Raw genomic sequence first — 23344 nt, 5'->3', positions numbered from 1 at the left:
AGATCGTCCACGGCCCAGAGGCCAGGCGGAGGGCTAGACGTCCAGGTCGACGACGACCGGGGCGTGGTCGGACGCGCCCTTGCCCTTGCGCTCCTCGCGGTCGACGTAGCTGTCCTTGACCGCCTCGGCGAACGGCTTGTTGCCGTACACCAGGTCGATGCGCATGCCCCGGTTCTTCGGGAAGCAGAGCTGGCGGTAGTCCCAGTACGTGAAGGGTTGGTCGTACTTGAGCGGGCGCGGGACCACGTCCGCCAGGCCCGCCTCGCGCAGACCGGCCAGCGCGGCCCGCTCGGGGTCGGTGACGTGCGTCTGGCCCTCGAAGACGGACCGGTCCCAGACGTCGTCGTCGGTCGGCGCGATGTTGTAGTCGCCGAGGACGGCGAAGGGCCGGTCCCCCGCCGCGTCCTCGGCGACGGCCGCCTTGAGCGCCTCCAGCCAGCGGAGCTTGTACGCGTAGTGCTCGTGGGCGACCTCGCGGCCGTTCGGCACGTACACCGACCAGACGCGGACCGGTCCGCAGGTCGCGGAGATGGCCCGGGGCTCCTGCACGTCCTCGTACGCGGGTCCGCCGGGCAGGCCCGTGACCACGTCCTCCAGACCGACCTTGGAGACCAGCGCCACGCCGTTCCACCGGCCGGTGGCGTTGACCACCGACTCGTACCCCAGCTCGCGCAGCTCGTCGGTGGGGAACTGCTCGGCGGTGCACTTGGTCTCCTGGAGGCACAGCACGTCCGTGCCGCTGCTCTCCAGCCAGGCCAGGAGTCGGGGCAGGCGGGCGGTGATCGAATTGACGTTCCAGGTGGCGATGCGCATGAGCGCAAGCCTAACGGCGGGGTGTGACAGTCGGCGTGCGTCCGGCCCTCGGGGTCACAGCACCGTGGATTCGCCCGGGGTCAGCCGGCCGTGGTCCGCGCCGCCGAGCGCGCCGATCTGGTTGTCGTAGATCGGCCGGGCGAGGTCGGTGAGCAGGGCGTCGTGGATGTCGATGGCCCGGCGCGGCTTGACCTCGCGTACGTACTCGATGACCTCGGAGATCTTGTTCCAGGGGGCCATCACGGGAAGCATCAGCGTGTCCACCGGGTGCTCGGGGACGGTCAGCGCGTCGCCCGGGTGGAAGACCGCGCCGTCGATCAGGAAGCCGACGTTGGTGATCCGGGGGATGTCCGGGTGGATCACCGCGTGCAGCTCGCCGTGGACCTGGACGTCGAAGCCGGCCGCGGTGAAGGTGTCGCCGTGGCCGACGGTGTGGACGCGGCCGGGGAAGGCGGCCGAGAGCTTCTCCGCGACGCTCCGCAGCGTCCAGATCTCGGCCGCCGGGTTGGACTCCAGGCCGGCACGCAGCCGGTCCTCGTCGAAGTGGTCCGGATGTTCGTGGGTGACGAGCACGGCGTCCGCGCCGACGGCGGAGTCCTCCTCGCTGAACATGCCCGGGTCGATGACGAGCGTCCGCCCGTCCTTCTCCAGACGGATGCAGGCGTGCGACTTCTTCGTCAGCTTCACGGGGACTCCACCTCACGACGGGCGCCGGACCAGCTCAGCCTACGCCTGGGGCGTGGTCTCCTCCTTGATCGCCCTGCCGACGACGCGCAGGGCGCTCTCGGCGGCGGGCAGCCCGCAGTAGACGGCGGTCTGGAGGACGACCTCGCGGAGCTCGGCGGGCGTAAGACCGTTGCGCAGTGCGGCCCGGGTGTGGTCGCCGAGCGCGTCCAGATGGCCGCCGGCGATCAGGGCGGTGAGGGTCACGCAGCTGCGGGTGCGGCGGTCGAGGCCCTCCCGGCTCCACACCTCGCCCCAGGCGTAGCGGGTCACGAGGGCCTGGAGGTCGGCGCCGAACTCGTCGGTCAACGCTTGGTCCACATGGGCGTCGCCGAGGATCTCGCGGCGGAGCTTGTCGCCCTGCTCGTACGGGTCCGGGCGCAGCGCCCCTGCGGCCTCGGCGGCCGGTTCGGCGGGCGCGATCTCGGCGACGGGCACGACCGGGGCGGAGACGGGCGGCATCGGCGGGGCGGGCAGGGCGCTCTGGGTGTCGTGCACGATCCCGGCGAAGTGGTTCGTGAGCAGCTCGGTGACGGCGGCCGGCTGCTCGACGGGGGCCAGGTGGGAGGCGCCGGGGACGACGGCGAGCGGGGCGTCGGCGATCCCGGCGACCAGGGTGCGGGCCTCGGCGGGGCCGGTGACCTGGTCCTCGGAGCCGACGAGGACGAGGGCGGGGACGCCGATCCGGCCGAGGGACTCACGGACGTCGAAGACGGCGAGCGCCTCGCAGGCGCCGATGTAGCAACCGGGGTCGGTGGTGCGGACCATCTGCACGGCCCACTCGACGATCGCGGGCTGCGCGGCGCGGAAGGAGGGGGTGAACCACTGCTCGGGCGCCGTACGGGCCATGGGTTCGAGTCCGTTCGTCCGGACGATCACTCCGCGCTGACGGAACTCGTCGGCGCTGCCGAACCGGGGCGAGGCGGCGACCAGGGCGAGCGAGGCGACCCGGTGGGGCGCCCGGAGGGCGAGGTCGAGGCCGACGGCGCCGCCGATGGAGCACCCCGCGTAGCCGAAGCGCTGGACGCCCAGCTCGTCGAGGGTGGCGAGCAGCCGGTCCCCGAGCTCGGCGACGGAGGTGAAGGGCCGAGCGGGAGCCCCGCCGTGCCCGGGCAGGTCGAACCGGACGACCCGCCACTGATGGGTGAGCTCGGGTATCTGCCGGTCCCACATGTGCAAGGTCGTACCGAGCGAGGGACCCAGCACCAGGACCGGGGCGTCGTCCCGCCCGTCAAGGCGGTATTGCAGGGTTTCCACGTTCTTCTCATTCACCCGCTCACGCTCGCACACCACCCCATGCCGCCTGGGACGGGGGTGCGTGACACCCACGAGACGAGCGGCCGCGCGAGCCCCTCACCCCCGCCGCAACCACGCCTCGAGCGCCGCGTAGTCGCCGTCCGTCAGCCCGACGCGGGGGTCGACTCGGTGGAGCAGGGCGTGTCCCCGGTGGTGGGCGGCGACCCAGTCCCGGTCGGTGTCGGTGATCTCGTCGTCCACCCAGGCGAACGCGCGCCCCGCCGCCCATTCCACGAGGGCGCGCGACTTCCAGTGCAGTCCCTCGCGCACGTCCTGGTCATCGAGGTCGGACGGCTCCGGCCAGGGGACGACGGCCAGCTGCGGCAGACCGAGGCGGGGCGCGACGCACTCGTTCGCCTCGTCCATCCACGTCGTGGCCCAGACCACCTCGCACTGGAGCGCTGTCAGCCGCTGCCCATGCTCGGGGTCGATCCTGGTCAGGAGCGGGTTCGCATCCGCCGGGAGCGGCTCACGGCCTGTCGCGAACGTCGGGTATCGCGTCGACGCGCCGAAGGGGATCAGCGGGCCGTCGACATCGAGGAAAAGCAGGGGACGTTCCGCGGAGCCGGACATGGGAGCAGCCTACGGCTCTCCGCGCGGCGGGCCGAGGGCCGCTTCGTCACGGGGTCGTGGTGGAGACCACGTATACCTTCGGGGACGACGGGTCGGTGAGGTCGATGGTGATGTCCTCGCTGGGGCGGGGCTTGGGGCGGGTGACCGTGGTGCTTGACCAGGCCTGGTTCGGCGGGAAGTGCCAGCCGACGATGTCGGCGTCGCGTTCGCTGACCGTGACCTCGCCGGGGACCAGCTCCGAGCGGCTGGAACCGATCTCGTTCAGGAAGGCGTCGAGCCCGCCCGCGCTGGTCGTGAACTGGACGTACAGGCGGCTCGTCTTCCAGTTGCTCGTCTCGTAGTAGGCGACGCCCGTGCTGCCCTGGGGGATCGGGACCTCGAAGACTCGGCGCTTCATCAGCGAGGGCCAGTTGTCGACGAGGCCGGTCGCCGAGGACTCGCGCTCCTTGTCGCGGCCGCTGTCGCGGCTCTGTCCGGCGGAGATCACCAGATACCCGGCGGGGATGCCGACGAGCAGCACGATGATGATCGCCGTCAGCCAGCGGCGGCGGATCATGTGGCGCCGGTCCTCCGGCAGCTTGGTCTCCTGCTCGGGAGCGGCGGTCTGGGTGGGTACGGTCATGAATCCGGGTCCTGGGTGGTGCGGGCTTCGGTGCCGCCGCCCCGCAGGGCCTGGGCGTACCGCTCGTACCGTTCGTAGCGCTCGACACGGCGGCGGTTGGCGCGGCGGAAGCGGCGCGCGACGAGCCGGGCGAGGTCGGCGGCGCCGACCATGCCGGCCTCGGGGCCGAGCTGGGCCTTGGTGATCCGGGCCTCGGGACGGTAGCCGCGGCCGGTCAGATGACGCCGGAAGGCGTCCCGGGCCGGGCCGATCAGCAGGTCGTCGGCGGCGCTGACGCCCCCGCCGATGACGAAGCAGGAGGGGTCGAGGGCCGCGGCGAGGTTGGCGATGCCGACGCCGAGCCACTGGCCGATGTCCTCCAGGAGCTCGACGCACATGGCGTCGCCCTCGCGGGCCAGCTCGGTGATGAGCGGTCCGGTGATGTCCGGGATGCTGCCCTTGACGCGATCGATGATGTTGTACGCGACCGGGGAGTCGGCGGCGGCCAGTTCCCGGGCCTCGCGGACCAGGGCGTTGCCGGAGCTGTACTGCTCCCAGCAGCCGCGGTTGCCGCAGGGGCAGCGGTGCCCGCCGGGCACGACCTGCATATGGCCGAACTCGCCGGCCACCCCGTACCTGCCGCGCTTGACCTGCCCGCCCTCCAGGATCGCCCCGCCGATGCCGGTGCCGAGCGTGATCATGACGAGGTGGTCCTCGCCGCGTCCGGCGCCGAAGCGCCACTCGGCCCATGCGGCGGTGTTGGCGTCGTTGTCGACCATGACGGGGACGGCGAGCCGGGACTGGAGGGCGTCGCGGAGCGGCTCGTTGCGCCAGGCCAGGTGCGGGGCGAAGAGCACGGTGGCCCGCTCGGCGTCGACCCAGCCGGCCGCTCCGATGCCGACGGCGTGCACGTCGTGCCGGTCGGAGAGGTCCAGGACCAGTTCGACGATGGTGTCCTCGACGACCTTGGGGCTCTTGGACTTGTCCGGTGTCTCGGTGCGGACCTTCTCCAGGATGTTCCCGTCCGCGTCGACGACCCCGGCCATGACCTTCGTACCGCCGATGTCGATGCCGACGGTGGGCACCCGGGGCGCGGTCAGGTGGGAGCGCCGCTCGCGGGTGCCGACGGTCCGCAGCACCGTGGCCCGGGTGGCGCCGCGGTGAGTGAGGTCGCGGTAGGTACTCATCGGCTCGATTCTGCCAGGTGCGGTGTGAGGGGGCCGTTACGACAGGGAGGGGCGTTCCAGCTCGTGGCGGAGGTCCTCCAGCTCGCTGCCGCCCGCCATCTGCCGGGTCAACTCGTCCAGGGTGACCGAGCCCTTGGTGTGGCTGCCCGCCATGACTCCGCGCTTGAGCAGGACGAAACGGTCGCCGACGAGATAGGCGTGGTGCGGGTTGTGGGTGATGAGGACCACGCCGAGGCCCTGGTCACGGGCCGCGGCCACATACTTCAGGACCACTCCGGACTGCTTGACGCCGAGGGCGGCCGTCGGCTCGTCCAGGACCAGCACCTTGGCGCCGAAGTACACCGCGCGGGCGATGGCCACGCACTGGCGCTCACCGCCGGAGAGGGTGCCGATGGGCTGGTCGACATCGCGCAGGTCGATCCCCATCCGCAGCAGCTCGGTGCGGGTGGTCTCGCGCATCAGCTCGACGTCGAGGCGCTTGAAGGGTCCGGTGCCCCTGGTGGGCTCGGAGCCGAGGAAGAAGTTCCGCCAGACGGGCATCAGGGGGACGACGGCCAGGTCCTGGTAGACGGTGGCGATGCCGAGGTCCAGGGCCTCACGCGGGCTGGCGAGCACGACGTCCTCACCCTCGATGCGGAAGGTGCCGGCGTCGTGCTGGTGCAGACCCGCGATGATCTTGATGAGGGTGGACTTTCCGGCGCCGTTGTCGCCGAGGACGCACGTGATCTCGCCCGCGTGCACCTCCAGGGAGACCCCTTCGAGGGCGCGGACGTTGCCGTAGTACTTGCTGACGTCTTCGAGCTCGATCAACGCCTGGACGGTCATGTGGTTGCCTCCACTCGCCGGCGGATCCAGGCGTTCAGCAGGGTCGCCAGCAGGAGCATCGCCCCCAGGAAGAACGTGAACCAGTCCGGGTTCCACTCCGCGTACACGATGCCCTTGCCGGTCATGCCGAAGATGAAGGCGCCGACCGCCCCGCCGATGGCGGAGCCGTAGCCGCCGGTGATCAGACAGCCGCCGATGACGGCCGCGATGATGTAGATCAGCTCGTTGCCGACCCCCTCCCCCGACTGGACGACGTCGAAGGAGAAGAGGAGGTGCTGGCCGGAGATCCAGGCGCAGAAGGCCACACCCATGTAGAGGCCGATCTTGGTCCGGAAGACCGGGACGCCGACCGCGCGGGCCGCGTCGGCGCCGCCGCCGACGGCGAAGATCCAGTTGCCGAAGCGGGTCCGGAGCAGGATCCAGGTGGCGACCGCGACCAGGCCGGTCCACCACAGGATGGTGACCTTGAGGTCGACGCCGCCGATGGTCAGCTGCGAGGCGAACAGCTTCTTCGCCGAGGAGAAGCCCTCCATGTCGGCGATCGACTTCGTGGAGACCGTGCCGCTGATCAGCTTGGTGAAGCCGAGGTTCAGGCCCGTCAGCATCAGGAACGTGCCGAGGGTGATGATGAAGCTCGGCAGTTTCGTGCGGGTCAGCATGAAGCCGTTGAAGACGCCGATGGCGAGGGTGACGAGCAGCGAGACGCCGACGCCGACCCAGACGTTGGCGGTCATCTGGTAGCTGAACATCGACGAGATCAGCGCCGAGGTGGTGACGAGGACACCGGCCGAGAGGTCGAACTCGCCGCCGATCATCAGCAGCGCGACGGGCACCGCCATGACGCCGATGGTGGAGGCCGCATAGAGGACCGTGCCCAGGCTGGAGGCGCGCAGAAAGCCGTCGGCGACGATCGAGAAGAAGAGGAAGACCGCGGCGGCGCCCACGAGGGAGCCGAGCTCGGGCCGGGCCAGAAGCTTCTTCAGCGGGGACGTGCGCAGCAGCCGCTCGTCGACGTGATCGAGGTCGAGGCCGGACGGGGCGGTCGCGCTCATCGGGTGCCCCGCTCCGCGTAGCCCTTCAGCGCGGTGGCGTCGTCCTTGGTGATGATCTGAGGGCCGGTGAGGACCGGCTTGCCGCCGCCGAGGACGTCGGCGTTGTACTTGTACAGCCAGAGCAGGTCGACGGCCTCGTAGCCCTGGAGGTAGGGCTGCTGGTCCACGGCGAAGCCGAGGGTGCCCGCGGAGAGCGCGGTGGCGACCTTGGCGTTGAGGTCGAAGGTGTCGATCTCGGCGTCGGAGCCCGCGGTCTTCTTCGCCTGCACGGCTGCGTCCGCGAAGGGCGCGCCGAGGGTGACGACGGAGTCGATGGCGGGGTCGGACTGGAGCTTGGCCTCGATGGACGCCTGGACGTCGGGCATGTTGGTGCCGTCGACGTACAGGTTCTGCAGGTCGCCGCCGAAGGTGCTCTTCGCGCCCGCGCAGCGCTGCTCGTGGCCGACGTTGCCCTGCTCGTGCAGGACGCACAGGGCCTTCTTCTTCCCGCGCTTGTCGAGTTCCTCGCCGACGGCCTCGCCCGCGACGGTCTCGTCCTGGCCGATGTGGGTGAGCGCACCGAAGGCCTTGGACTGCTCGGAGCCGGAGTTGACGGTGATCACCGGGATGCCGGCCTTGACCGCCTTCTCGACGGCCGTCTTCATCGCGTCGGGCTTGGCGAGGGTGACGATGAGTCCGTCGACGTTCTTCGCGATGTACGAGTCGATGAGCTGGGCCTGCTGCTGCGCCTCGTCGCTGTGGGCGTAGAGGAAGTTGATGTTGTCCTTGACGGCGGCCTGCTCGGCGCCGTTCTGGACGATGTCCCAGAAGGTGTCGCCGTCACCGGAGTGGGTCACCATCGCGAAGGTCCACTTGGGGGTGTTCACGGCCGCCTTCCCCTGGGCCGCGGCCGCCTTGCGGGCGTCCTCCGCGCGCTTCCCGCCGGTGCTGCTGCACCCCGCGAGTGCGGCGGTGAGCGCCACCGCGAGCACGGCGCCGACTGCGGCGCGTACCCCTCCTGTCCGAAGCCTGGTCACGAGGCCGTGCCCTCCTTTGTGTCCTTCTGCGTGCATTGCAGTATCGGTCATGGGGATCGGGCGAACGTCAGTGGGTCATACGTACGACTACAGGACGACTACGGGACGACTACGGGCGGACCAGCAGCTGGAAGTCGAAGGAGTACCGCGAGGCCCGGTAGAGGTGGGAGCCGAACTCGACGGCCCGCCCCGTGTCGTCGAAGGTGGTGCGCTCCATCGTGAGCAGCGGTGCTCCCTCCTTCTCGTCGAGCAGCTCCGCCTCGGCGGCCGTGGCGGCGCGGGCGCCGACCGTCTGGCGGGCGCTGTGCAGAGTGATACCGGCGCCGCGCATCAGGCGGTAGAGGCCGGTCGTCTCCAGGCGCCCGGCGTCCAGGTCGAGCAGTCCGGCCGGGAGGTGGTTGCGCAGGTACGCCATGGGCTCGTCGTGGGCCGTGCGCAGCCGCTCCACATAGCGCACGTCGCTGCCCTCCGGTACGCCGAGGGCGGCGGCGACCCGGGCGGCGGCGGGTTCGACGCGGTCGACGAGGACCCGGGTGGCGGGGTGCTGGCCGGCCGCTTCCAGGTCGTCGTAGAGGCTGCTCAGCTCCAGCGGGCGCCGGACCTGGCTGTGCACGACCTGCGTGCCGACGCCGCGCCGGCGGACCAGGAGGCCCTTGTCGACGAGGGACTGGATGGCCTGGCGGACGGTCGGGCGGGACAGGCCGAGCCGGGTGGCGAGGTCGATCTCGTTGCCGAGCAGGCTGCCGGGGGCCAGGGCCCCGTTCTCGATGGCCGCCTCCAGCTGCCGGGCGAGCTGGTAGTAGAGCGGGACCGGGCTGGTGCGGTCCACGGAGAGCGGTGGCGGCTCGGCGGGCGACGGCGGCTTGGACGACGACTGCTTGGACACGGACGGGAGCGTAGCCCGAGGGGATGATGACAGGAAGTGGTGAAGTCCGATTGTCCTGACATTTCCTTGACACGGTGACCGTGCGGCACCACCTTGGGGCCATGCGTATCGGACTGATCGGAACAGGTCGTATCGGGGCCTTCCACGCGGGCGTGCTCGCCCGCCACCCGGAGGTCGAGTCGCTGATCGTGGCGGACGCGGACGCCACCCGGGCGGCGCGGGTCGGCGGGGCGCTCGGGGCCACGGTGGCGCCCACGGTCGACGCCCTCCTGGAGCACCACGCCCTGGACGCCGTCGTCATCGCCTCAGCGACCGCCGCCCATGCCGAGCTGATCGCCCGCGTGGCCGGCGCCGGGCTCCCGGCGTTCTGCGAGAAGCCCATCGCCCTGGACGTGCCGGGCACGCTCGGCGCGCTGCGGGCGGTCGAGTCCGCGGGTACGGAGCTCCAGCTCGGGTTCATGCGCCGCTTCGACGCCGGGTACGTGGCGGCCCGTGAGGCCGTACGGTCCGGGCGGCTCGGCCGGCTGCACACCGTACGGGCGACCACCTCGGACCCGGCCCCGCCGCCCGCCGCGTATCTGCCGCTCTCCGGCGGGCTCTTCCGGGACTGCCTGGTGCACGACTTCGACATCCTGCGCTGGGTGACCGGGCGGGAGGTCGTCGAGGTGTACGCCACCGGTTCGGACGCCGGCCCCGCGATGTTCCGCGAGGGGGGCGACGTGGACACGGCGGCGGCACTGCTCACCCTGGACGACGGCACCCTGGCGACGGCGACGGCGACCCGGTGCAACGGCGCCGGTTACGACGTACGGATGGAGCTGGCGGGCGAGCGGGACCAGATCGCCGTCGGCCTGGACGACCGGACCCCGCTCACCTCGGTGGAGGCCGCAGGGCCGCCCGCCCCGGTCAAGCCGTGGCCGGGGTTCCTGGAGCGGTTCGCCCCGGCGTACGAAGCCGAACTGGACGCGTTCGTACGCCTGGTGCGCGGCGAGGCGTCCAATCCGTGCGACGGCCGCGAGGCCCTGGAGGCGCTGCGGATCGCCGAGGCGTGCGAGCGCTCGCGGCGCGAGCGCCGCCCCGTCTCTCTGGCCGAGATTCCCTCGACGGCTGCCTGAGCGGGCGGCTGATCGGCCGCGGAGCGGGTAGACGCGGTGCGAACCGACCTGCGCGTGCGCGTCGAGGAGGCGATCGTCATGGCCGGAACCCGCGCCCTGGTGCGGCAGGTGGCGTTGCTGGTGGGAGTGGTCTTCCTGGTGGCCGGGGTTCTCGGGTTCATCCCGGAGGTCACGACGAACCACGACGCGCTCGAGTTCGCCGAGCGTGACTCTCAGGCCGAGCTCCTGGGCGTGTTCCAGGTGTCGATCCTGCACAACCTCGTGCACCTCCTGTTCGGAGTCGCCGGAATCCTCATGGCCCGCACCGCCTCTGGGGCCCGGACGTTCCTCGTCGGCGGCGGTGTCGTGTATCTCGCGCTCTGGATCTACGGACTGGTCATCGACCTCGACAGCGACGCCAACTTCGTCCCGCTCAACGACGCCGACAACTGGCTCCACTTCGGCCTCGGTGCCGGGATGGTGGTCCTCGGCGTCCTGCTCGGCCCCCGAAGGAGGAGAGCCGCCCGCTTCTGAGCACGGGAGCCTCAGATTCTGAGCACGGGAACTTCAGGCCCCCGCCGACAGCACCGTCCCCTGCGCCACCGCGCACAGCGTCTCGCCGCCGTCCTCGTCCACCGTCAGCAGATCGCACCGCACCACCGCCTGCCGTCGCCCCGCGTGGACCACGCTCGCGCGGGCGACGAGCGTCCGGCCGCGCGCGGGCCGGACGTACTGGATGGAAAAGCCGGCCGTCAGGACGGCCGCGCCCAGCGCGGTGCCGGCCGCGAAGGTGAGCGCGTTGTCGGCGGCGTACGAGAGCACGCCGCCGTGCGCGAAGCCGTTCTGCTGCTGGAGCTCCTCGCGGAGGTCCACCTCGAGCGTGGCCCCGCCATCGCCGAAGGCGGCGATCCGGGCGCCGACGAGCCGGCTGAACGGCTGGGCGTCCAGGACCTTCTGGGCGAGGACGAGGTCGAGGTCCTGCGAGGGCTTGGTCATCGGGTCACCACCTGACGGGAAGGCGGCGCACGCCGCGAATGAGCAGGCCCGGCATCCACTCCCAGGGAGCGCCATCGGGGTCGAGTTCAAGCCGCGGGAATCGCTCCAGGAGGGTCCGGATCGCGATGGTGCCCTCGAGGCGGGCGAGAGGCGCGCCGAGACAGTAGTGGATGCCGTGTCCGAAGGCCAGATGGCCGCGCGGTTCGCGGCGGATGTCGAAGCGGTCGGGCTCGGGGAAGCGGTCCGGGTCGCGGTCGGTCCCCGCGAGGGAGACGAAGACCGCCGAGTGGGCCGGGATGGGGGTGTCCCCGACGGTGGTCGCCTCCTTGGCGACCCGGAAGGTGGTGGTCTCCACCGGCCCGTCGTAGCGCAGACCTTCCTCGATCGCCCCGTCGAGGAGGCCGAAGTCGGCGCGCAGATCGGCGAGTTGGTCCGGGTGGGCGAACAGGGCCCGCATCGTGTTGGAGATGAGACCGACGGTGGTCTCGTGCCCGGCGATGAGCAACAGGTAGGCCATCGCCCGCAGTTCGGGCAGGGAGAGCCGGTCGCCGTCCTCGGCGCGGGTGGTGATGAGGGCGGAGAGCAGATCGTCGGCGGGCCGGGCGGCGCGCTTGTCCTCGATGAGCGCGTCGAGGTAGGCGCCGAAGCCCTCGACGACCTCCCGCTCGGGTGTTCCACCGGTCGGCGCGACCAGCTCGTTGGACCAGCGGCGGAAGGAGTCGCGGTCGGCCGTCGGAACGCCCAGGAGTTCGCAGATGACGGTGATGGGCAGCGGGAACGCGAAGGCGTCCACGAGATCGGCGCGGCCGGCCGGCGCCATGGCGTCGGCGAGTTCCTCGGCGAGCTCCTGGATCCGGGGGCGCAGGGCCTCCACCCGCCGCCCGGTGAACTCCCGGGCGACGAGCTTGCGCAGCCGGGTGTGGTCCGGCGGGTCCACGGCGAGCAGGTTGGGGCCGATGACCTCCTCGTCGACCGCGGTGAAGCCGATGACGGACGGCGACTTGACCAGGTGCGGGTCGGTGAGGGCCGCTCGCCCCTCCTCGTGGCCGACGACGAGCCAGAACTCCCAGCCGTCGGGCATGCGGACGTGGTGGACGGGACCGCTCTCGCGGAGCTTGGCGTAGTAGGGATACGGATTCGCGGTGAAGTCCGCGCCCCACTCCCCCAGTTCGATGGTCGACATCGTCTCAGCCTAGGCGGCCCCTTCGCAGGGAACCTAGGCGTCCCCCTCGTCGAGGAGGCCGGCGTCGTGGACGAGGAGCGCGATCTGGACACGGTTGTTGAGGCCGAGTTTGGCGAGAATCCGCGAGACATGGGTCTTGACGGTCGGCACGCTCATGTAGAGGGCTGCGGCGATCTCGGCGTTGGACTGCCCGCGGCCGACGGCGACCGCGACCTCGCGTTCACGCTGGGCCAGCTCGGCGAGCCGGTCGGCGGCGGTCGCGCTCCGCGACTGCTCCGGACGGCCCGCGACATGGCTCATCAGCTGGCGGGTGACGGCCGGGGAGAGCACGGGGTCGCCGGAGGCGACGCGGCGCACGGCGGCGACGATCTCGGCGGGAGGGGTGTCCTTGAGGACGAATCCGGCCGCGCCCGCGCGCAGGGCGCGCAGGACCTGTTCGTCGGCGTGGAACGTGGTCAGGACGACGACCTCGGGGGCGTCGGGGCGGGCGCGCAGGAGCTCGGTGGCGGTGAGGCCGTCGACCTGCGGCATCCGGATGTCCATGAGGACGACGTCCGGGGCGAGGCGGGCGACGAGCTCGGGGACGTCCCGGCCGTCGGTGCCCTCGCCGACGATGTCGATGTCGTCGGCGCCGCCGAGCATGAGGGTGAGGCCCGCGCGGACCAGGGGGTCGTCGTCGACGATGAGCAGCCGGATGGTCATGAGGGCCACGGTAGCCAGGCGCGCAGGGTGAATCCTCCGTCGGGGGCCGGACCGTGGTCGAGGCGGCCCCCGGCGAGGGTGGCGCGCTCGGCGAGGCCGATGAGTCCCTGCCCGGAGCCGGGGACGTGCGGGACGGGTCCGGTGGGGGCCGGGTTGTGGACCTCGACGGTCAGTCCGTCGCCGGGGCGGCCGCGCACGGTGAGCGTGACCTCGGCGCCGGGCGCGTGCTTGCGGGCGTTGGTGAGGGCCTCCTGGGCGATGCGGTAGACAGTACGGCCGGTGGCGGGCGGGACCGCGTCCGGATCGTCGATCGTGGAGTCGAGGACGACCTTCGTCCCGGCCTCGCGGGACTCGGCGACCAGCGCGTCGAGGGTGGCGAGGGTGGGCTGCGGCCTGTCCCCCTCCCCGCCTTCACCGGGGGTACGCAGCACGCCGATGATCTGCCGGAGGTCCTGGAGCGCCTCGTGGGCGCTGTCCCGGATGACTCCGGCGGCACGGGCGACCTGCTCGGGCGGGGCGTCGGGCCGGAACTCCAGCGCTCCGGCGTGCACGCTGAGCAGGGTGAGCCGGTGGGCGAGGACGTCGTGCATCTCACGGGCGATGGCCTCCCGGGCGAGCCGCTGGGCCTGCTCGGCCCGCAGCTCCGCCTCGGCCTCGGCGCGCCGGGCGCGCTCCCGCAGGGCCTCGACGAGCTGACGCCGGGCACGTACGAGCATGCCCCAGGCGGTCATCAGCAGGACCAGGATGAAGCCGATGACGATCCCGAGGACGGTGCCGGTCTCGGGGTCGGGGCGCACGAAGACCTGGGCGGTGGTGCAGGCGACGGCGAGCGCGCCGATCCAGGCGATCTCGCGGAAGGGCCGCCGGACGGCGACGCTGAACAGGCTGACCAGGAAGGCACCGCCGGCGACGGGCGCGACCACGCTGACGACGGAGAGCGCGACGGCGAGCCCGACGGGCCAGCGGCGGCGCAGCCAGAGGGCACAGCAGGCGAGGGCGCCGGCGATCTGGTCGGCGAAGGCGACGGCCTCGCTGTTGGCCTGGCCGCTGGCCTCGGCCGCGAGCAGGCCGAAGAGGACGGCGCCGAGGAAGAGCAGGGCGTCGACGACCCAGTCGCGGACGGTCCGCCGAGGCCGGTGTCCCCCCGGGCCGTCGGCCGGGGGTTCGGCCATGGCCGAGGGAAGCAGCCAGGCGTGGCGGTCCGTACGTGTCATACGGACCAACGTACGCACGTCAGGGGCGCGCGGCCGGTCGTGAAGGCCGGTCGGCCACCAAAGTCGCACGGTCCGAGACTTTGGTAGCCCCCCGATGTCCTCTCGGCCGACGCGAGCGCCGGGCGGAACGGATCATGCTCGCTGCATGAAGAAGTTTGTGGAGATCGTCGGCATGGTGGTACTGATCGCGGGCGTCTGCGGAGTGATCCGCGAGCTGACCGACGGCTGGTTCCGTCTCATGGGGTTCACCCGGTTCCTGACGGAGAACGTCTGGTTCCTCCAAGGCCGCGAGCTGTTCGCCAACATCGTGATCGCGGTACTGGGCCTGGTGATCCTGATCGCCTCGGACCGCGTACGGAAGGCCTAGGCGCCTAGGCGCTCGCCTCGGTGAGGCGGGTGACCTCGGCGAGGTGTTCGGCCATGCGGTGGGAGACGGAGCCGCTGGTGTAGAGGACGCCGCCGACCACAGCGAAGGGGACCGATCCGCCGAGGACGGCGAGCAGCTCGGGCCAGTCGCGCTCGGTCACACAGCTGCTGCTGCTGTTGTGGAGGTGCTCGCTTGTGAAGCGGGACTGGCACTCGCGGCTGGACTCCTCGGGCGAGTACGGCCCGAAGAGCAGCACCGCGAACCAGATCCACATCAGGCCCGCGACGGCCAGCAGCCCGAGTCCCCAGCCCTGGGTGCGCCGTGCACGGGCGCGGAATTCTATGTCGTACGGCAGTGAACGCATGGCGCAAGAACCTACCGGGCGCTCTCGTCGGCGGCGCGGCGGCCCCAACTCGTCCCCGCCAGCACCAGGATGGCGCCGGCGACGCCGACCACGCCGGGCCGGTCGCCGGCGATCGCGATGCCGGCGGCGGCGGCCCACAGCGGTTCCGTACCGAGCAGGAGGCTGACGCGGGACGGGGAGGTGCGGCGGACGGCCCACATCTGCACGAAGAAGGCGAAGAGCGTGCAGAAGACGGAGAGGAAGAGGAGGCCCGCCCATTCGCGCGGGCCGAAGCCGAGCGCCACCGACCAGGGCGACGCGCCGGTGCCGGGGGCGGCGGCGAGCAGGGCGAAGACGGCGACGGCCGAGCCGAGTTGGACGGTGGTGAGGGAGAGCGAGTCGGCGCCCTGGACGGCCTTGAGCCGGGACATCGCCAACACGTGCGCGGTCCGGGCGAGGGCGGCGAGGAGCATCAGGAGATCGCCCAGGGACGGGGCCGTGAAGCCGCCGCCCTGGGTCAGCAGCACCACACCGGCGACCGAGAGCCCGGCGGCGGCCAGGAAGGCGCGGGGCGGTCGGATGCGGGTGACGGCGGCCTCGGCGAGCGGGGTGAGGACCATGGTGAGGCTGATGATCAGGCCCGCGTTGGTGGCGGAGGTGTGGACGACACCGTAGGTCTCCAGGAGGAAGATCCCACTGAGGATCAGGCCGAGGAGGCCCGCCCCGCGCCACTGCGCGGCGCTCAGCGCCCGCAGCCCGCGCCATCCGGCGACGGCGAGGGCGGGCAGGACGACGGCGAACCGCAGGACGAGGACGGCCACGACGGTGTGCGTGGTGGTGATGCCCTTGGCCGCGAGATAGCTGGCGCCCCAGACGACGGCGACGAGGAGCACCGGAAGGTCGGTGAGCCAGGCGCGGCGCGGGGCGCGGAGGGGTACGGAAGCGGCGATCGGCGACGTAGCGGTCATCGTGGGCCTGCTCCAACACGTCGGACGAGGTGGAGACTTCGGCGGCTCTCACGCGGGACGATCACCGTACCCGGATGGGCCGGTGGTGGCTACATGTTTCGCCTACGCGTAGGTCCCGTACTCGGGACGCCCGGCCAGCTCGTAGGTGTTGATGGTGACGCCGGTGCTCGTGGTTCTGGACCCGACGTTGCGGAAGGAGGTGGGCCGGGCGCCGTCGGGGAAGAGCCGGAAGCCCGTGCCGAGGACGACGGGGAAGACGAGCAGGTGGAGCGTGTCGATGAGGTCGGCAGCCATCAGCGACTGGGCGAGCTTGCCGCTGCCGTGCATCTGGATCTCGCCGTCGACGCGGTCCTTGAGGGCCGTGACCTCCTTGACGGCGTCGCCGCCGAGGACGGTGGTGCCGGCCCAGTCGGCGGTGTCGAGGGTGGTGGAGACGACGTACTTGGGGAGGGCGTTCAGCTTGGAGGCGATGGGGTCGGCGGGGTCGTCGTGCTGCGGCCAGTAGCTCGCGAAGATCTCGTACGTCCGGCGGCCGAGCAGGAAGGCGGCGGGCCGTTCGAAGTTCTCGTTGGCGAAGGCGCCGAAGTCCTCGTCCGCGAACGGCACGGTCCAGCCGCCGTGCTCGAAGCCGCCCCTGCGGTCCTCGTCGGGCCCGCCGGGTGCCTGGTAGACGCCGTCGAGCGTGACGAACTGGGTGAGGGAGAGCTTGCCCATGATGGTGCCCTTTCGGTGTGACTGCCGGGTGCGGTGTTCCCCCCGGTCCATCGTGTCTCACAAGCTCTGACCGCACCGCTCGGCGAAAGTCATCGGTGTCCGATTGCCGCCAGCGTTGTGCCGCTGCGCCGACTTTGATTGAACCCGCAACCAGTCAGTGCTTACGGAGGTTTCGGGATGTCCACGATGAGCGGCAAGGCGGTTCTGGTGACGGGCGGCAGCCGGGGGATCGGCGCGGCCACGGCGCTGCGGCTGGCCCGGGAGGGCGCGGACGTGGCCTTCACGTACGTACGGGGCGAGTCGGCGGCGCGCGAGGTCGCGGCCGGGATCGAGGCGGCCGGCCGCAAGGCGCTCCCCCTGCGGGCCGACGCGGCGGACGCCGGGGACGCGGCGGGCGCGGTGGAGTGGGCGGCGGACGCGCTCGGCCGGCTGGACGCGCTGGTCAACAACGTGGGCGTCGGGATCCTCGGTCCGATGGAGTCCCTGACGCTCGCGGATGTGGACCGGATCCTCGCGGTGAACGTGCGCGCGGCGTTCCTCGCCTCGCAAGCGGCCGCGGCTCGGATGGAGTCCGGCGGCCGGATCATCACGATCGGCACGTGCATGACGGCGCGCGTCCCCGGCCCCGGCGGCACCCTGTACGCGACCAGCAAGTCGGCGCTGATCGGCCTGACGAAGGCCCTCGCGCGGGAGCTGGGCGGGCGCGGCATCACCGCGAACATCGTCCACCCTGGTCCGGTCGACACCGACATGAACCCGGCGGACGGCCCGTACGCGGAGGGCCAGGCGTCCATGACGGCCCTTGGCCGCTTCGGCACGGCGGACGAGGTCGCGGCGATGGTCGCGTTCCTCGCGGGCCCGGACGGGCGGTACGTGACGGGCGCGGAGTTCTCGGTGGACGGCGGCCACGCGGCGTAGAAAGCCTGTGGCTCGTCCCCTGGGCGGCACCCACCCTGCAACCCGCACGCGGGTTGTAAGCACCCGTCCCGCTTGGCGGAGCCCGCCCTCACCCGCACGCGGGTTGATAGGCACCCGTCCCGCTTGGCGGAGCCCGCCCTCACCCGCACGCGGGTTGTGGGCAATCGTTCCGCAGGGCGGAACGGGTGGGCACAACCCACGACGGCGCCGCACCCGTAGGCACCGCAGGCACGGGGAGCCTGGGCCCGGCAAGGGCGCCGTCCGTTGTGCCCACCCGTTCCGCCCCAGCGGAACGAATGCCCACAACGGCCCTGGGCTGGAAGTACGCGAGGGCGCACCGGTGCTGTCGGGCCGGTGCGCCCTCGCGGGCCGGGCGGGGTGTCGTTACCCGCCCAGTTCCTGGTGGCGGGCCGTCAGCCGCGCCGCACCCTCTTCGGTGAGCGAACCGAAGAGGCGGAGGCGGGAGATGCCGCCGTCGGGGTAGATGTCGATCCGGACGCGGGAGCCGACCGCCGGGGTGTCGAGCACGAAGCGGTGGTTGGTGTCCGGCTGGAGCCGGGTCCGGGGCAGGATCTCGGTCCAGTCCTCGGAGCCCTCGGCGGCCACGGACAGCGCCGCCCAGCCCGCGCTGTTGCCCTTGAGGTACGCCGTGTCGATCTCGACCGCGCGGATCTCGGACTCGGCCGCCAGGCTGTAGCGGATCCAGTCGTTGCCCTTGTCGCGGCGGCGCCGCGTCTCCCAGCCGTCGTCCATCTTGCGGGAGCGGCCCGGCTGGATGGTGTTGGTCGCCGGGGAGTAGAAGCGGTCGGAGGCGTCCTCGACCTGGCCGCCGTTCTCGAGCGCGGCGAGGTCGAACGTACCGAGCACGCCGAGCCACTTCGGGTCCGGGGCGACCTCTCCGTACACGCGCAGGCGCGCGATGCCGCCGTCGGGGTGCTGGTTGACGCGCAGGTGCGTGAAGCGCTGCTCGACGTCGACGGCGAAGCCGTTGGCCGCGTGGCCGCCGATCGCGGTGCGCGGGACGAGCGTCGTCCACTTCACGTCGTCCGCGAGGAGCTCCTCCGGGGACGGGGAGCCGGCGACGGAGGTGGCCTCCACCGAGACGGCCTGCGGGTAGTTGCCGCGGAAGTGCGCGGTGTCGACGACGATGCCGCGGACGACACCGGGGGCGCCGAGGCGGACGAGCGCCCAGTCGTGGTCGTCCTCGGTCGGGTGGGGCTGCTGGGCCGAGACACCACGGCGGCGGCGGGTCTCCCAGCCGTCCATGATCTTGCCCTTGTGCCCGAAGTGCTCGGGGTCGAACTCGGCGGCCTCGGGCTTGAGCATGTTCTCGCGCTCGGCGAAGAACTCGTCGTTGGCGGCGATCACTCCGGCGCCGAGGCGGCGGTCGGCGAGGTCCGCGTACTGCGTGAAGGGGAAGTCCGCCGTGCGGTAGTCGGCGTACGGGTCACCGCCGCCGTACGGGCTCGCGTCACCGGTGAAGGAGGGTATGGCGGACACGTCAGTTGTTCCTTTCGAGGAGGCGCCCGGTGGGCTCGGTGAGGGTGCCGCGGTCGTTGACGCGCTCACCGCGCAGCCAGGTCGAGGTCACGACGCCGTGCAGGGTCTTGCCCGCGTAGGCGGTGATCCGGTTGCGGTGTTCGAGATCAGCCGGGTCGACGGTGAACGTCGCGTCCGGGTCGAGGACGGCGAAGTCGGCGTCGCGGCCGGCCTCGATCGCGCCCTTCGACGAAAGGCCGGCGAGGCGGGCGGGGGCGGTCGACATCCAGCGGACGACGTCCGTCAGGTCGTGGCCGCGACGCCGGGCCTCGGTCCAGATCGCCGGCAGGCCGAGCTGGAGGGAGGAGATCCCGCCCCAGGCGGAGAGGAAGTCCGGGGTCTTGAGGTCGGCGGTGGAGGGCGAGTGGTCGGAGACGATGCAGTCGATCGTGCCGTCGGCGAGCCCCTCCCACAGCGCGTCCTGGTTCGAGGCCTCGCGGATCGGCGGGCAGCACTTGAACTCCGTCGCGCCGTCCGGAATCTCCTCGGCGGTGAGGGTGAGGAAGTGCGGGCACGACTCGACCGTGATCCGCACGCCCTCCGCCCTGGCGGCCCGGATCAGGGGCAGCGCGTCGGAGGAGGAGAGGTGGAGGACGTGGACGCGGGCGTTGAGGCGGCGGGCCTGGTTGATCAGGTTCTCGATCGCCGTGTTCTCGGCGTCGCGCGGCCGGGAGGCGAGGAAGTCGGCGTACTTCACGCCCTTCCTCTGCGGGGCGGCGGCCAGATGGTGGGGGTCCTCGGCGTGGACGATCATCAGGCCGTCGAAGCCGGCGATCTCCGCGAGCGAGTTCGCCAGCTGCTCCTGGTCCAGTGCGGGGAACTCGTCCACGCCGGAGGGCGACAGGAAGCACTTGAAGCCGAAGACGCCGGCGTCGAACAGCGGACGCAGGTCCTTGACGTTGTCGGGCAGCGCACCGCCCCAGAAACCGACGTCGATGTGCGCCTTGGTACGGGCGACGTCCTGCTTGACCCGCAGATGCTCGACCGTGGTGGTGGGCGGCAGCGAGTTCAGCGGCATGTCGAGGAGGGTGGTGATGCCACCGGCGGCAGCGGCGCGGGTGGCGGTCCAGAAGCCTTCCCACTCCGTGCGGCCGGGGTCGTTCACGTGTACGTGGGTGTCGACGAGCCCGGGGAGTACGACGTCGTCGCCGACGTCCTCCAGCCGGGCCCCGGCCGGTACCTCGGCGTCGTACGGCAGGACACCGGCGATGGTCCCGCCGGAGACGGCGATCGACGCGGCCCGCGTCCCCTCCGGGGTGATCACGCGAGTCGAGCGCAGTACCAGGTTGACGTCCACCCGTACCCCTTCCAGCAGAAATTTCAACGAACTGTTGAAGGAGTCTTCACTCAGGACGACATGTCGTCAAGGGCACACTTTCAGCATGCCGCACCGATTGGACGTTTCCATGAAGTGGAATGGAAATTTCGTACAGTAGAACGTAGCTCCGTACATGCGGGAGGAGGCGGATGCCACCGGGCAGCCGCCGACACCGGACAAACACCCCCCTGACCGGCCCGTACGCCCGGACCGGGACCGTGTGTCCGAACAGACGGCCCGGTAGGCTGCAGCCTTGCCCGCCTGCCCCGAAAGGACCTTGACGTGCCGACGTCCAGCGCCAGCACCACCGACGCCGCCAAGCCCGCCGCCGCGAGCGGTGGCGTCCAGTCCCTTGAGCGCGCCTTCGACCTCCTGGAGCGGATGGCCGACGCCGGGGGCGAGGTCGGGCTGAGCGAGCTCTCCGCCAGCAGCGGGCTGCCGCTGCCCACCATCCACCGGCTGATGCGCACGCTGGTGGCCTGCGGCTACGTACGGCAGCAGTCCAACCGCCGGTACGCGCTCGGCCCCCGCCTCATCCGCCTGGGCGAGTCGGCCTCCCGGCTGCTCGGCACCTGGGCGCGCCCGTACCTCGCGCGGCTCGTCGAGGAGACGGGCGAGACGGCGAACATGGCGCTCCTCGACGGCGACGAGATCGTGTACGTCGCCCAGGTGCCGTCCAAGCACTCGATGCGCATGTTCACCGAGGTCGGCCGGCGCGTGCTGCCGCACTCCACGGGCGTGGGCAAGGCGCTCCTCGCCTACACCCCGGCGGACGAGGTGCGCGCGCTGCTGGCCCGTACGGGCATGCCGGCCGCGACCGAGAAGACGATCACCACGCCGGAGGGCTTCCTGGACGCGCTCGCGGCCGTACGGGACGCCGGGTACGCGGTCGACGACAGCGAGCAGGAGGTAGGAGTCCGCTGCCTCGCGGTGCCGGTCCCCGACTCCCCCACCGCGGCGGCCATCTCCATCTCGGGCCCGGCGGGCCGTGTGACGGAAGCGGCAACGGAGAAGATCGTCCCGATCCTCCAGGAAGTCGCCAAGGAACTCTCGACGGCCCTCGCCAACACGTCGGCCAACGGCGGGGCGTAGTCCCCCCCGTTGTGGGCAGTCGTTCCGCTGGGGCGGAACGATTGCCCACAACCCGGGGAGGGGAGGGTGGGCACCGCCCGCGGGGCGAAGGCCCACAACCCGCGGGGTCACACCGCCGCGCGTTCCGTCACGCGGCCGTCCTGGACCAAGACCGTCGTGTTCGCCTGCGACAAGTGGGTGTGGTCGTGCGTCACCAGGATCGTCGCCGTGGACCGCTCCCGCGTCAGGGTCGCCAGGAGGTTCACGATCGCCGCGCCCCGCTCGTGGTCCAGCGCGCTCGTGGGTTCGTCGACGAGGAGGACCGACGGCTCGTTCATCAGGGCGCGCGCGATGTTGACCCGCTGGCGCTGGCCGCCGGAGAGCTGGTGCGGGCGGCGGGTCGCCTGGTCCGCGAGGCCGACCGCGTCCAGGAGGCCCAGGGCCCGATCCCGTACCGCCTTCGGCTTCGCCCCCGACAGATGCGCCATCACCTGCACCTGCTCCACCGCCGTCAGCGACGGCAGCAGGTTCGGCTGCTGGAACACGATCCCGATCCGCTCCCGCCGCAGCGCCGCCCGGGCCGCCGGATCCAGCGGCCCGGTGTCCGTGCCGGCCACCACGACCCGCCCCCGGTCCGGCGTCACCAGCGTCGCCGCGACCGCCAGCAGGCTGGACTTGCCGGAGCCGGAGGGTCCCACGACCGCAGTGAGGTGACCGGCCGGCACCTCCAGGGAGACCGCGTCGAGAGCGGTCAGCCGCCCGTCGCCGTCGGGGTACGTCAGGGTCACGTCGTCCAGCAGCAGAGTCATCGGGCGCTCCCGAGCGCGGTCAGGGGGTCGACGGCGGTGATCCGCCGGATGGACAGGGCGGCGCCGAGGACACCGAGCACGATCATCACGGCGGCCGGGCCGAGCACGGTCAGCGGCTCCAGGACGAACGGCACGTCCCCGCCGCTGATCAGCACCCCCGCGCCGACCGCGAGACCGGTACCGAGCAGCGTGCCGGCGCCGAGCATCAGCACCGCCTGCCCGAGCGCGTCCTTCAGCAGGTACGGGGTGGAGGCGCCGAGCGCCTTCAGTACCGCCACGTCACCGCTCCGCTGGATCGTCCAGACCGTGAAGAAGGCCCCTATGACCAGCGCGGAGATGACGAAGAGGAATCCCCGCATCAGCTGCAGCGAGCCGTTCTCGGCCTGGTAGGACCCTATGGCGGTGAGCGCCTCGTCGATCGTCCGCGACTCCGTGCCCAGCGCCTCGTCCACGGCCCCCAGGTCCACGTCCCCGGAGAGACGCAGCGCGACGACCGTGGCCTGCTCCTCCGGCGTCGTGCCGTTGTGCCCGAGCTTCTGCCAGTCGTCAAGCGAGGTCCAGACGACGGGCGTGTGGCTGTACGAGGCGTCGCCGGCGACGGCCGCGACGCGGGCCTCCAGCGGACCGAGGCGTACGGCCCCGCCCACGCCGACGCCGAGCTCCGCGGCCGCGGACTCGGAGAGGACGACCCGCCCCGGCCCGAGCTTCCCGCTCTCCGGCGCGAGGGCGGCCGACGGCTCCGTACCGAACGCGGATACGGCGACCGTACGGTCCCCGGCGGCGCCGCCCAGCGTACGGATGCCGAGCGGCTCCGCGCTCGTGACGCCGGGCCGCTCCGCCCACCGCCGCCACTGGCCCTCCGTCACCGTCGAGTTGGTGAAGGACACGGACTGGCCGGAAGGCGGGGCGGCGAACGCGAGCCGGTCCGCCGACAGCCCGGTGATCGCCGAGACGTTCTCGCGGGCGAGTCCGGCGGTCAGCCCGGACAGCAGTCCGACGAGCAGCGTGATCAGCACGATCACCGTGCCCATCAGGGTGAATCGCCCCTTGGCGAATCTCAGGTCTCTCCATGCCACGAACATGCCGCCCAGCTTTCCCGGCTCCCCCGGCCCCCGGCATCGCGCCACGGATGGCTC

26 protein-coding genes are annotated in these 23344 nt (G+C 71.9%); 5 read left to right on the top strand and 21 right to left on the bottom strand.

Annotated features, from left to right (window positions below; translation table 11 throughout):
- Window positions 1-33: 33 nt before the first annotated feature.
- The 10 genes from ACZ4VI_RS19565 to ACZ4VI_RS19520 form a co-directional block, all read right to left on the bottom strand.
- Window positions 34-813, bottom strand: coding sequence for an exodeoxyribonuclease III (locus tag ACZ4VI_RS19565; RefSeq protein WP_468000686.1), 780 nt, complete (start codon window positions 811-813; stop codon window positions 34-36).
- Between the two features lie 54 nt (window positions 814-867).
- Window positions 868-1500 (bottom strand): MBL fold metallo-hydrolase, encoded by a 633-nt coding sequence (locus ACZ4VI_RS19560; RefSeq protein ID WP_468000685.1) that lies wholly within the window; start codon window positions 1498-1500, stop codon window positions 868-870.
- A gap of 39 nt (window positions 1501-1539) precedes the next feature.
- The gene (gene pcaDC, locus ACZ4VI_RS19555; protein ID WP_468000683.1) at window positions 1540-2793 is read right to left on the bottom strand and encodes a bifunctional 3-oxoadipate enol-lactonase/4-carboxymuconolactone decarboxylase PcaDC; all 1254 of its coding nucleotides are present in this window, start codon (window positions 2791-2793) and stop codon (window positions 1540-1542) included.
- A gap of 96 nt (window positions 2794-2889) precedes the next feature.
- Window positions 2890-3405 carry an HAD domain-containing protein gene (locus ACZ4VI_RS19550; protein ID WP_468000682.1) on the bottom strand — a complete coding sequence of 172 codons (516 nt, stop codon included), beginning with the start codon at window positions 3403-3405 and terminating at the stop codon, window positions 2890-2892.
- Window positions 3406-3451: 46 nt separating this feature from the next.
- Window positions 3452-4027, bottom strand: a complete 576-nt coding sequence (locus ACZ4VI_RS19545; protein ID WP_468000680.1) for a hypothetical protein — start codon at window positions 4025-4027, stop codon at window positions 3452-3454.
- A complete protein-coding gene (locus ACZ4VI_RS19540; RefSeq protein ID WP_468000678.1) occupies window positions 4024-5193 on the bottom strand; it encodes an ROK family glucokinase in 1170 nt (389 codons plus the stop codon). Before ACZ4VI_RS19540 ends, ACZ4VI_RS19545 begins: the two co-directional genes overlap by 4 nt.
- 36 nt (window positions 5194-5229) lie before the next feature.
- Window positions 5230-6018: an ATP-binding cassette domain-containing protein gene (locus tag ACZ4VI_RS19535; RefSeq protein ID WP_468000677.1), complete on the bottom strand. Its 789-nt coding sequence runs from the start codon at window positions 6016-6018 to the stop codon at window positions 5230-5232.
- Window positions 6015-7070 carry an ABC transporter permease gene (locus tag ACZ4VI_RS19530; protein ID WP_468000675.1) on the bottom strand — a complete coding sequence of 352 codons (1056 nt, stop codon included), beginning with the start codon at window positions 7068-7070 and terminating at the stop codon, window positions 6015-6017. Before ACZ4VI_RS19530 ends, ACZ4VI_RS19535 begins: the two co-directional genes overlap by 4 nt.
- A complete protein-coding gene (locus ACZ4VI_RS19525; RefSeq protein WP_468000673.1) occupies window positions 7067-8086 on the bottom strand; it encodes a sugar ABC transporter substrate-binding protein in 1020 nt (339 codons plus the stop codon). Before ACZ4VI_RS19525 ends, ACZ4VI_RS19530 begins: the two co-directional genes overlap by 4 nt.
- A gap of 109 nt (window positions 8087-8195) precedes the next feature.
- Entirely contained in the window at window positions 8196-8915 is a 720-nt protein-coding gene (locus ACZ4VI_RS19520; RefSeq protein ID WP_468000761.1) for a GntR family transcriptional regulator, read from the bottom strand.
- A gap of 158 nt (window positions 8916-9073) precedes the next feature.
- Between ACZ4VI_RS19520 and ACZ4VI_RS19515 the strand changes: the two genes are divergently transcribed.
- Together ACZ4VI_RS19515 and ACZ4VI_RS19510 are read left to right on the top strand one after the other, a co-directional pair.
- Window positions 9074-10087 carry a Gfo/Idh/MocA family protein gene (locus tag ACZ4VI_RS19515; RefSeq protein WP_468000672.1) on the top strand — a complete coding sequence of 338 codons (1014 nt, stop codon included), beginning with the start codon at window positions 9074-9076 and terminating at the stop codon, window positions 10085-10087.
- Between the two features lie 36 nt (window positions 10088-10123).
- Entirely contained in the window at window positions 10124-10600 is a 477-nt protein-coding gene (locus ACZ4VI_RS19510; protein WP_468000670.1) for a DUF4383 domain-containing protein, read from the top strand.
- A gap of 33 nt (window positions 10601-10633) precedes the next feature.
- On the opposite strand, the gene ACZ4VI_RS19505 is transcribed toward ACZ4VI_RS19510, so the two are convergent.
- The 4 genes from ACZ4VI_RS19505 to ACZ4VI_RS19490 are packed head-to-tail and all read right to left on the bottom strand — an operon-like array spanning window position 10634 to window position 14161.
- A complete protein-coding gene (locus tag ACZ4VI_RS19505; protein WP_468000668.1) occupies window positions 10634-11062 on the bottom strand; it encodes a PaaI family thioesterase in 429 nt (142 codons plus the stop codon).
- A gap of 4 nt (window positions 11063-11066) precedes the next feature.
- On the bottom strand, window positions 11067-12245 hold the full coding sequence (locus ACZ4VI_RS19500; RefSeq protein WP_468000666.1) for a cytochrome P450 family protein: 1179 nt from the start codon (window positions 12243-12245) through the stop codon (window positions 11067-11069).
- 33 nt (window positions 12246-12278) lie between these two features.
- Entirely contained in the window at window positions 12279-12947 is a 669-nt protein-coding gene (locus ACZ4VI_RS19495; protein ID WP_468000664.1) for a response regulator, read from the bottom strand.
- Window positions 12944-14161: a sensor histidine kinase gene (locus ACZ4VI_RS19490; protein ID WP_468000662.1), complete on the bottom strand. Its 1218-nt coding sequence runs from the start codon at window positions 14159-14161 to the stop codon at window positions 12944-12946. The genes ACZ4VI_RS19495 and ACZ4VI_RS19490 overlap by 4 nt, the downstream gene beginning before the upstream one ends.
- A 145-nt stretch (window positions 14162-14306) precedes the next feature.
- Here ACZ4VI_RS19490 and ACZ4VI_RS19485 point away from each other — a divergent pair, with 145 nt between their 5' ends.
- Window positions 14307-14528, top strand: coding sequence for a hypothetical protein (locus tag ACZ4VI_RS19485; RefSeq protein ID WP_468000660.1), 222 nt, complete (start codon window positions 14307-14309; stop codon window positions 14526-14528).
- A gap of 4 nt (window positions 14529-14532) precedes the next feature.
- On the opposite strand, the gene ACZ4VI_RS19480 is transcribed toward ACZ4VI_RS19485, so the two are convergent.
- From ACZ4VI_RS19480 to ACZ4VI_RS19470, 3 genes are all read right to left on the bottom strand, one after another.
- Entirely contained in the window at window positions 14533-14892 is a 360-nt protein-coding gene (locus ACZ4VI_RS19480; RefSeq protein ID WP_468000658.1) for a hypothetical protein, read from the bottom strand.
- Between the two features lie 11 nt (window positions 14893-14903).
- Window positions 14904-15839, bottom strand: a complete 936-nt coding sequence (locus ACZ4VI_RS19475; RefSeq protein WP_468000656.1) for a DMT family transporter — start codon at window positions 15837-15839, stop codon at window positions 14904-14906.
- Window positions 15840-15941: 102 nt separating this feature from the next.
- The gene (locus ACZ4VI_RS19470) at window positions 15942-16553 is read right to left on the bottom strand and encodes a dihydrofolate reductase family protein (RefSeq protein ID WP_468000654.1); all 612 of its coding nucleotides are present in this window, start codon (window positions 16551-16553) and stop codon (window positions 15942-15944) included.
- A gap of 177 nt (window positions 16554-16730) precedes the next feature.
- Here ACZ4VI_RS19470 and ACZ4VI_RS19465 point away from each other — a divergent pair, with 177 nt between their 5' ends.
- The gene (locus ACZ4VI_RS19465; RefSeq protein WP_468000653.1) at window positions 16731-17471 is read left to right on the top strand and encodes an SDR family NAD(P)-dependent oxidoreductase; all 741 of its coding nucleotides are present in this window, start codon (window positions 16731-16733) and stop codon (window positions 17469-17471) included.
- A 384-nt stretch (window positions 17472-17855) separates the two neighbouring features.
- On the opposite strand, the gene alc is transcribed toward ACZ4VI_RS19465, so the two are convergent.
- Window positions 17856-18971 (bottom strand): allantoicase, encoded by a 1116-nt coding sequence (gene alc, locus ACZ4VI_RS19460; RefSeq protein WP_468000651.1) that lies wholly within the window; start codon window positions 18969-18971, stop codon window positions 17856-17858.
- A gap of 1 nt (window position 18972) precedes the next feature.
- Window positions 18973-20307, bottom strand: coding sequence for an allantoinase AllB (allB, locus tag ACZ4VI_RS19455; RefSeq protein ID WP_468000649.1), 1335 nt, complete (start codon window positions 20305-20307; stop codon window positions 18973-18975).
- A gap of 303 nt (window positions 20308-20610) precedes the next feature.
- On the opposite strand from allB, the gene ACZ4VI_RS19450 reads away from it, so the two are divergent.
- Complete coding sequence (locus tag ACZ4VI_RS19450) at window positions 20611-21420, top strand: IclR family transcriptional regulator (RefSeq protein WP_468000647.1); 810 nt, start codon at window positions 20611-20613, stop codon at window positions 21418-21420.
- A gap of 107 nt (window positions 21421-21527) precedes the next feature.
- Here the strand turns inward: ACZ4VI_RS19450 and ACZ4VI_RS19445 are convergent, their stop codons facing one another.
- Complete coding sequence (locus ACZ4VI_RS19445; RefSeq protein WP_468000645.1) at window positions 21528-22208, bottom strand: ABC transporter ATP-binding protein; 681 nt, start codon at window positions 22206-22208, stop codon at window positions 21528-21530.
- Window positions 22205-23290 (bottom strand): ABC transporter permease, encoded by a 1086-nt coding sequence (locus ACZ4VI_RS19440; protein WP_468000644.1) that lies wholly within the window; start codon window positions 23288-23290, stop codon window positions 22205-22207. Before ACZ4VI_RS19440 ends, ACZ4VI_RS19445 begins: the two co-directional genes overlap by 4 nt.
- Window positions 23291-23344 lie beyond the last annotated feature (54 nt).

The organism is Streptomyces sp. NPDC029169 (assembly GCF_055563935.1).
Note: the sequence above shows the minus strand (reverse complement) of the source record. Positions and strands in the feature narration are given on the sequence as shown.

Bases quoted from the DNA above. Each gene is read 5' to 3' on its own strand.
- ACZ4VI_RS19565 (WP_468000686.1), bottom strand. From the start codon at position 813: ATGCGCATCGCCACCTGGAACGTCAATTCGATCACCGCCCGCCTGCCC.
- ACZ4VI_RS19550 (WP_468000682.1), bottom strand. From the start codon at position 3,405: ATGTCCGGCTCCGCGGAACGTCCCCTGCTTTTCCTCGATGTCGACGGC.
- ACZ4VI_RS19545 (WP_468000680.1), bottom strand. From the start codon at position 4,027: ATGACCGTACCCACCCAGACCGCCGCTCCCGAGCAGGAGACCAAGCTG.
- ACZ4VI_RS19540 (WP_468000678.1), bottom strand. From the start codon at position 5,193: ATGAGTACCTACCGCGACCTCACTCACCGCGGCGCCACCCGGGCCACG.
- ACZ4VI_RS19535 (WP_468000677.1), bottom strand. From the start codon at position 6,018: ATGACCGTCCAGGCGTTGATCGAGCTCGAAGACGTCAGCAAGTACTAC.
- ACZ4VI_RS19530 (WP_468000675.1), bottom strand. From the start codon at position 7,070: ATGAGCGCGACCGCCCCGTCCGGCCTCGACCTCGATCACGTCGACGAG.
- ACZ4VI_RS19515 (WP_468000672.1), top strand. From the start codon at position 9,074: ATGCGTATCGGACTGATCGGAACAGGTCGTATCGGGGCCTTCCACGCG.
- ACZ4VI_RS19505 (WP_468000668.1), bottom strand. From the start codon at position 11,062: ATGACCAAGCCCTCGCAGGACCTCGACCTCGTCCTCGCCCAGAAGGTC.
- ACZ4VI_RS19500 (WP_468000666.1), bottom strand. From the start codon at position 12,245: ATGTCGACCATCGAACTGGGGGAGTGGGGCGCGGACTTCACCGCGAAT.
- ACZ4VI_RS19495 (WP_468000664.1), bottom strand. From the start codon at position 12,947: ATGACCATCCGGCTGCTCATCGTCGACGACGACCCCCTGGTCCGCGCG.
- ACZ4VI_RS19490 (WP_468000662.1), bottom strand. From the start codon at position 14,161: ATGACACGTACGGACCGCCACGCCTGGCTGCTTCCCTCGGCCATGGCC.
- ACZ4VI_RS19485 (WP_468000660.1), top strand. From the start codon at position 14,307: ATGAAGAAGTTTGTGGAGATCGTCGGCATGGTGGTACTGATCGCGGGC.
- ACZ4VI_RS19480 (WP_468000658.1), bottom strand. From the start codon at position 14,892: ATGCGTTCACTGCCGTACGACATAGAATTCCGCGCCCGTGCACGGCGC.
- ACZ4VI_RS19475 (WP_468000656.1), bottom strand. From the start codon at position 15,839: ATGACCGCTACGTCGCCGATCGCCGCTTCCGTACCCCTCCGCGCCCCG.
- ACZ4VI_RS19470 (WP_468000654.1), bottom strand. From the start codon at position 16,553: ATGGGCAAGCTCTCCCTCACCCAGTTCGTCACGCTCGACGGCGTCTAC.
- ACZ4VI_RS19465 (WP_468000653.1), top strand. From the start codon at position 16,731: ATGTCCACGATGAGCGGCAAGGCGGTTCTGGTGACGGGCGGCAGCCGG.
- ACZ4VI_RS19445 (WP_468000645.1), bottom strand. From the start codon at position 22,208: ATGACTCTGCTGCTGGACGACGTGACCCTGACGTACCCCGACGGCGAC.
- ACZ4VI_RS19440 (WP_468000644.1), bottom strand. From the start codon at position 23,290: ATGTTCGTGGCATGGAGAGACCTGAGATTCGCCAAGGGGCGATTCACC.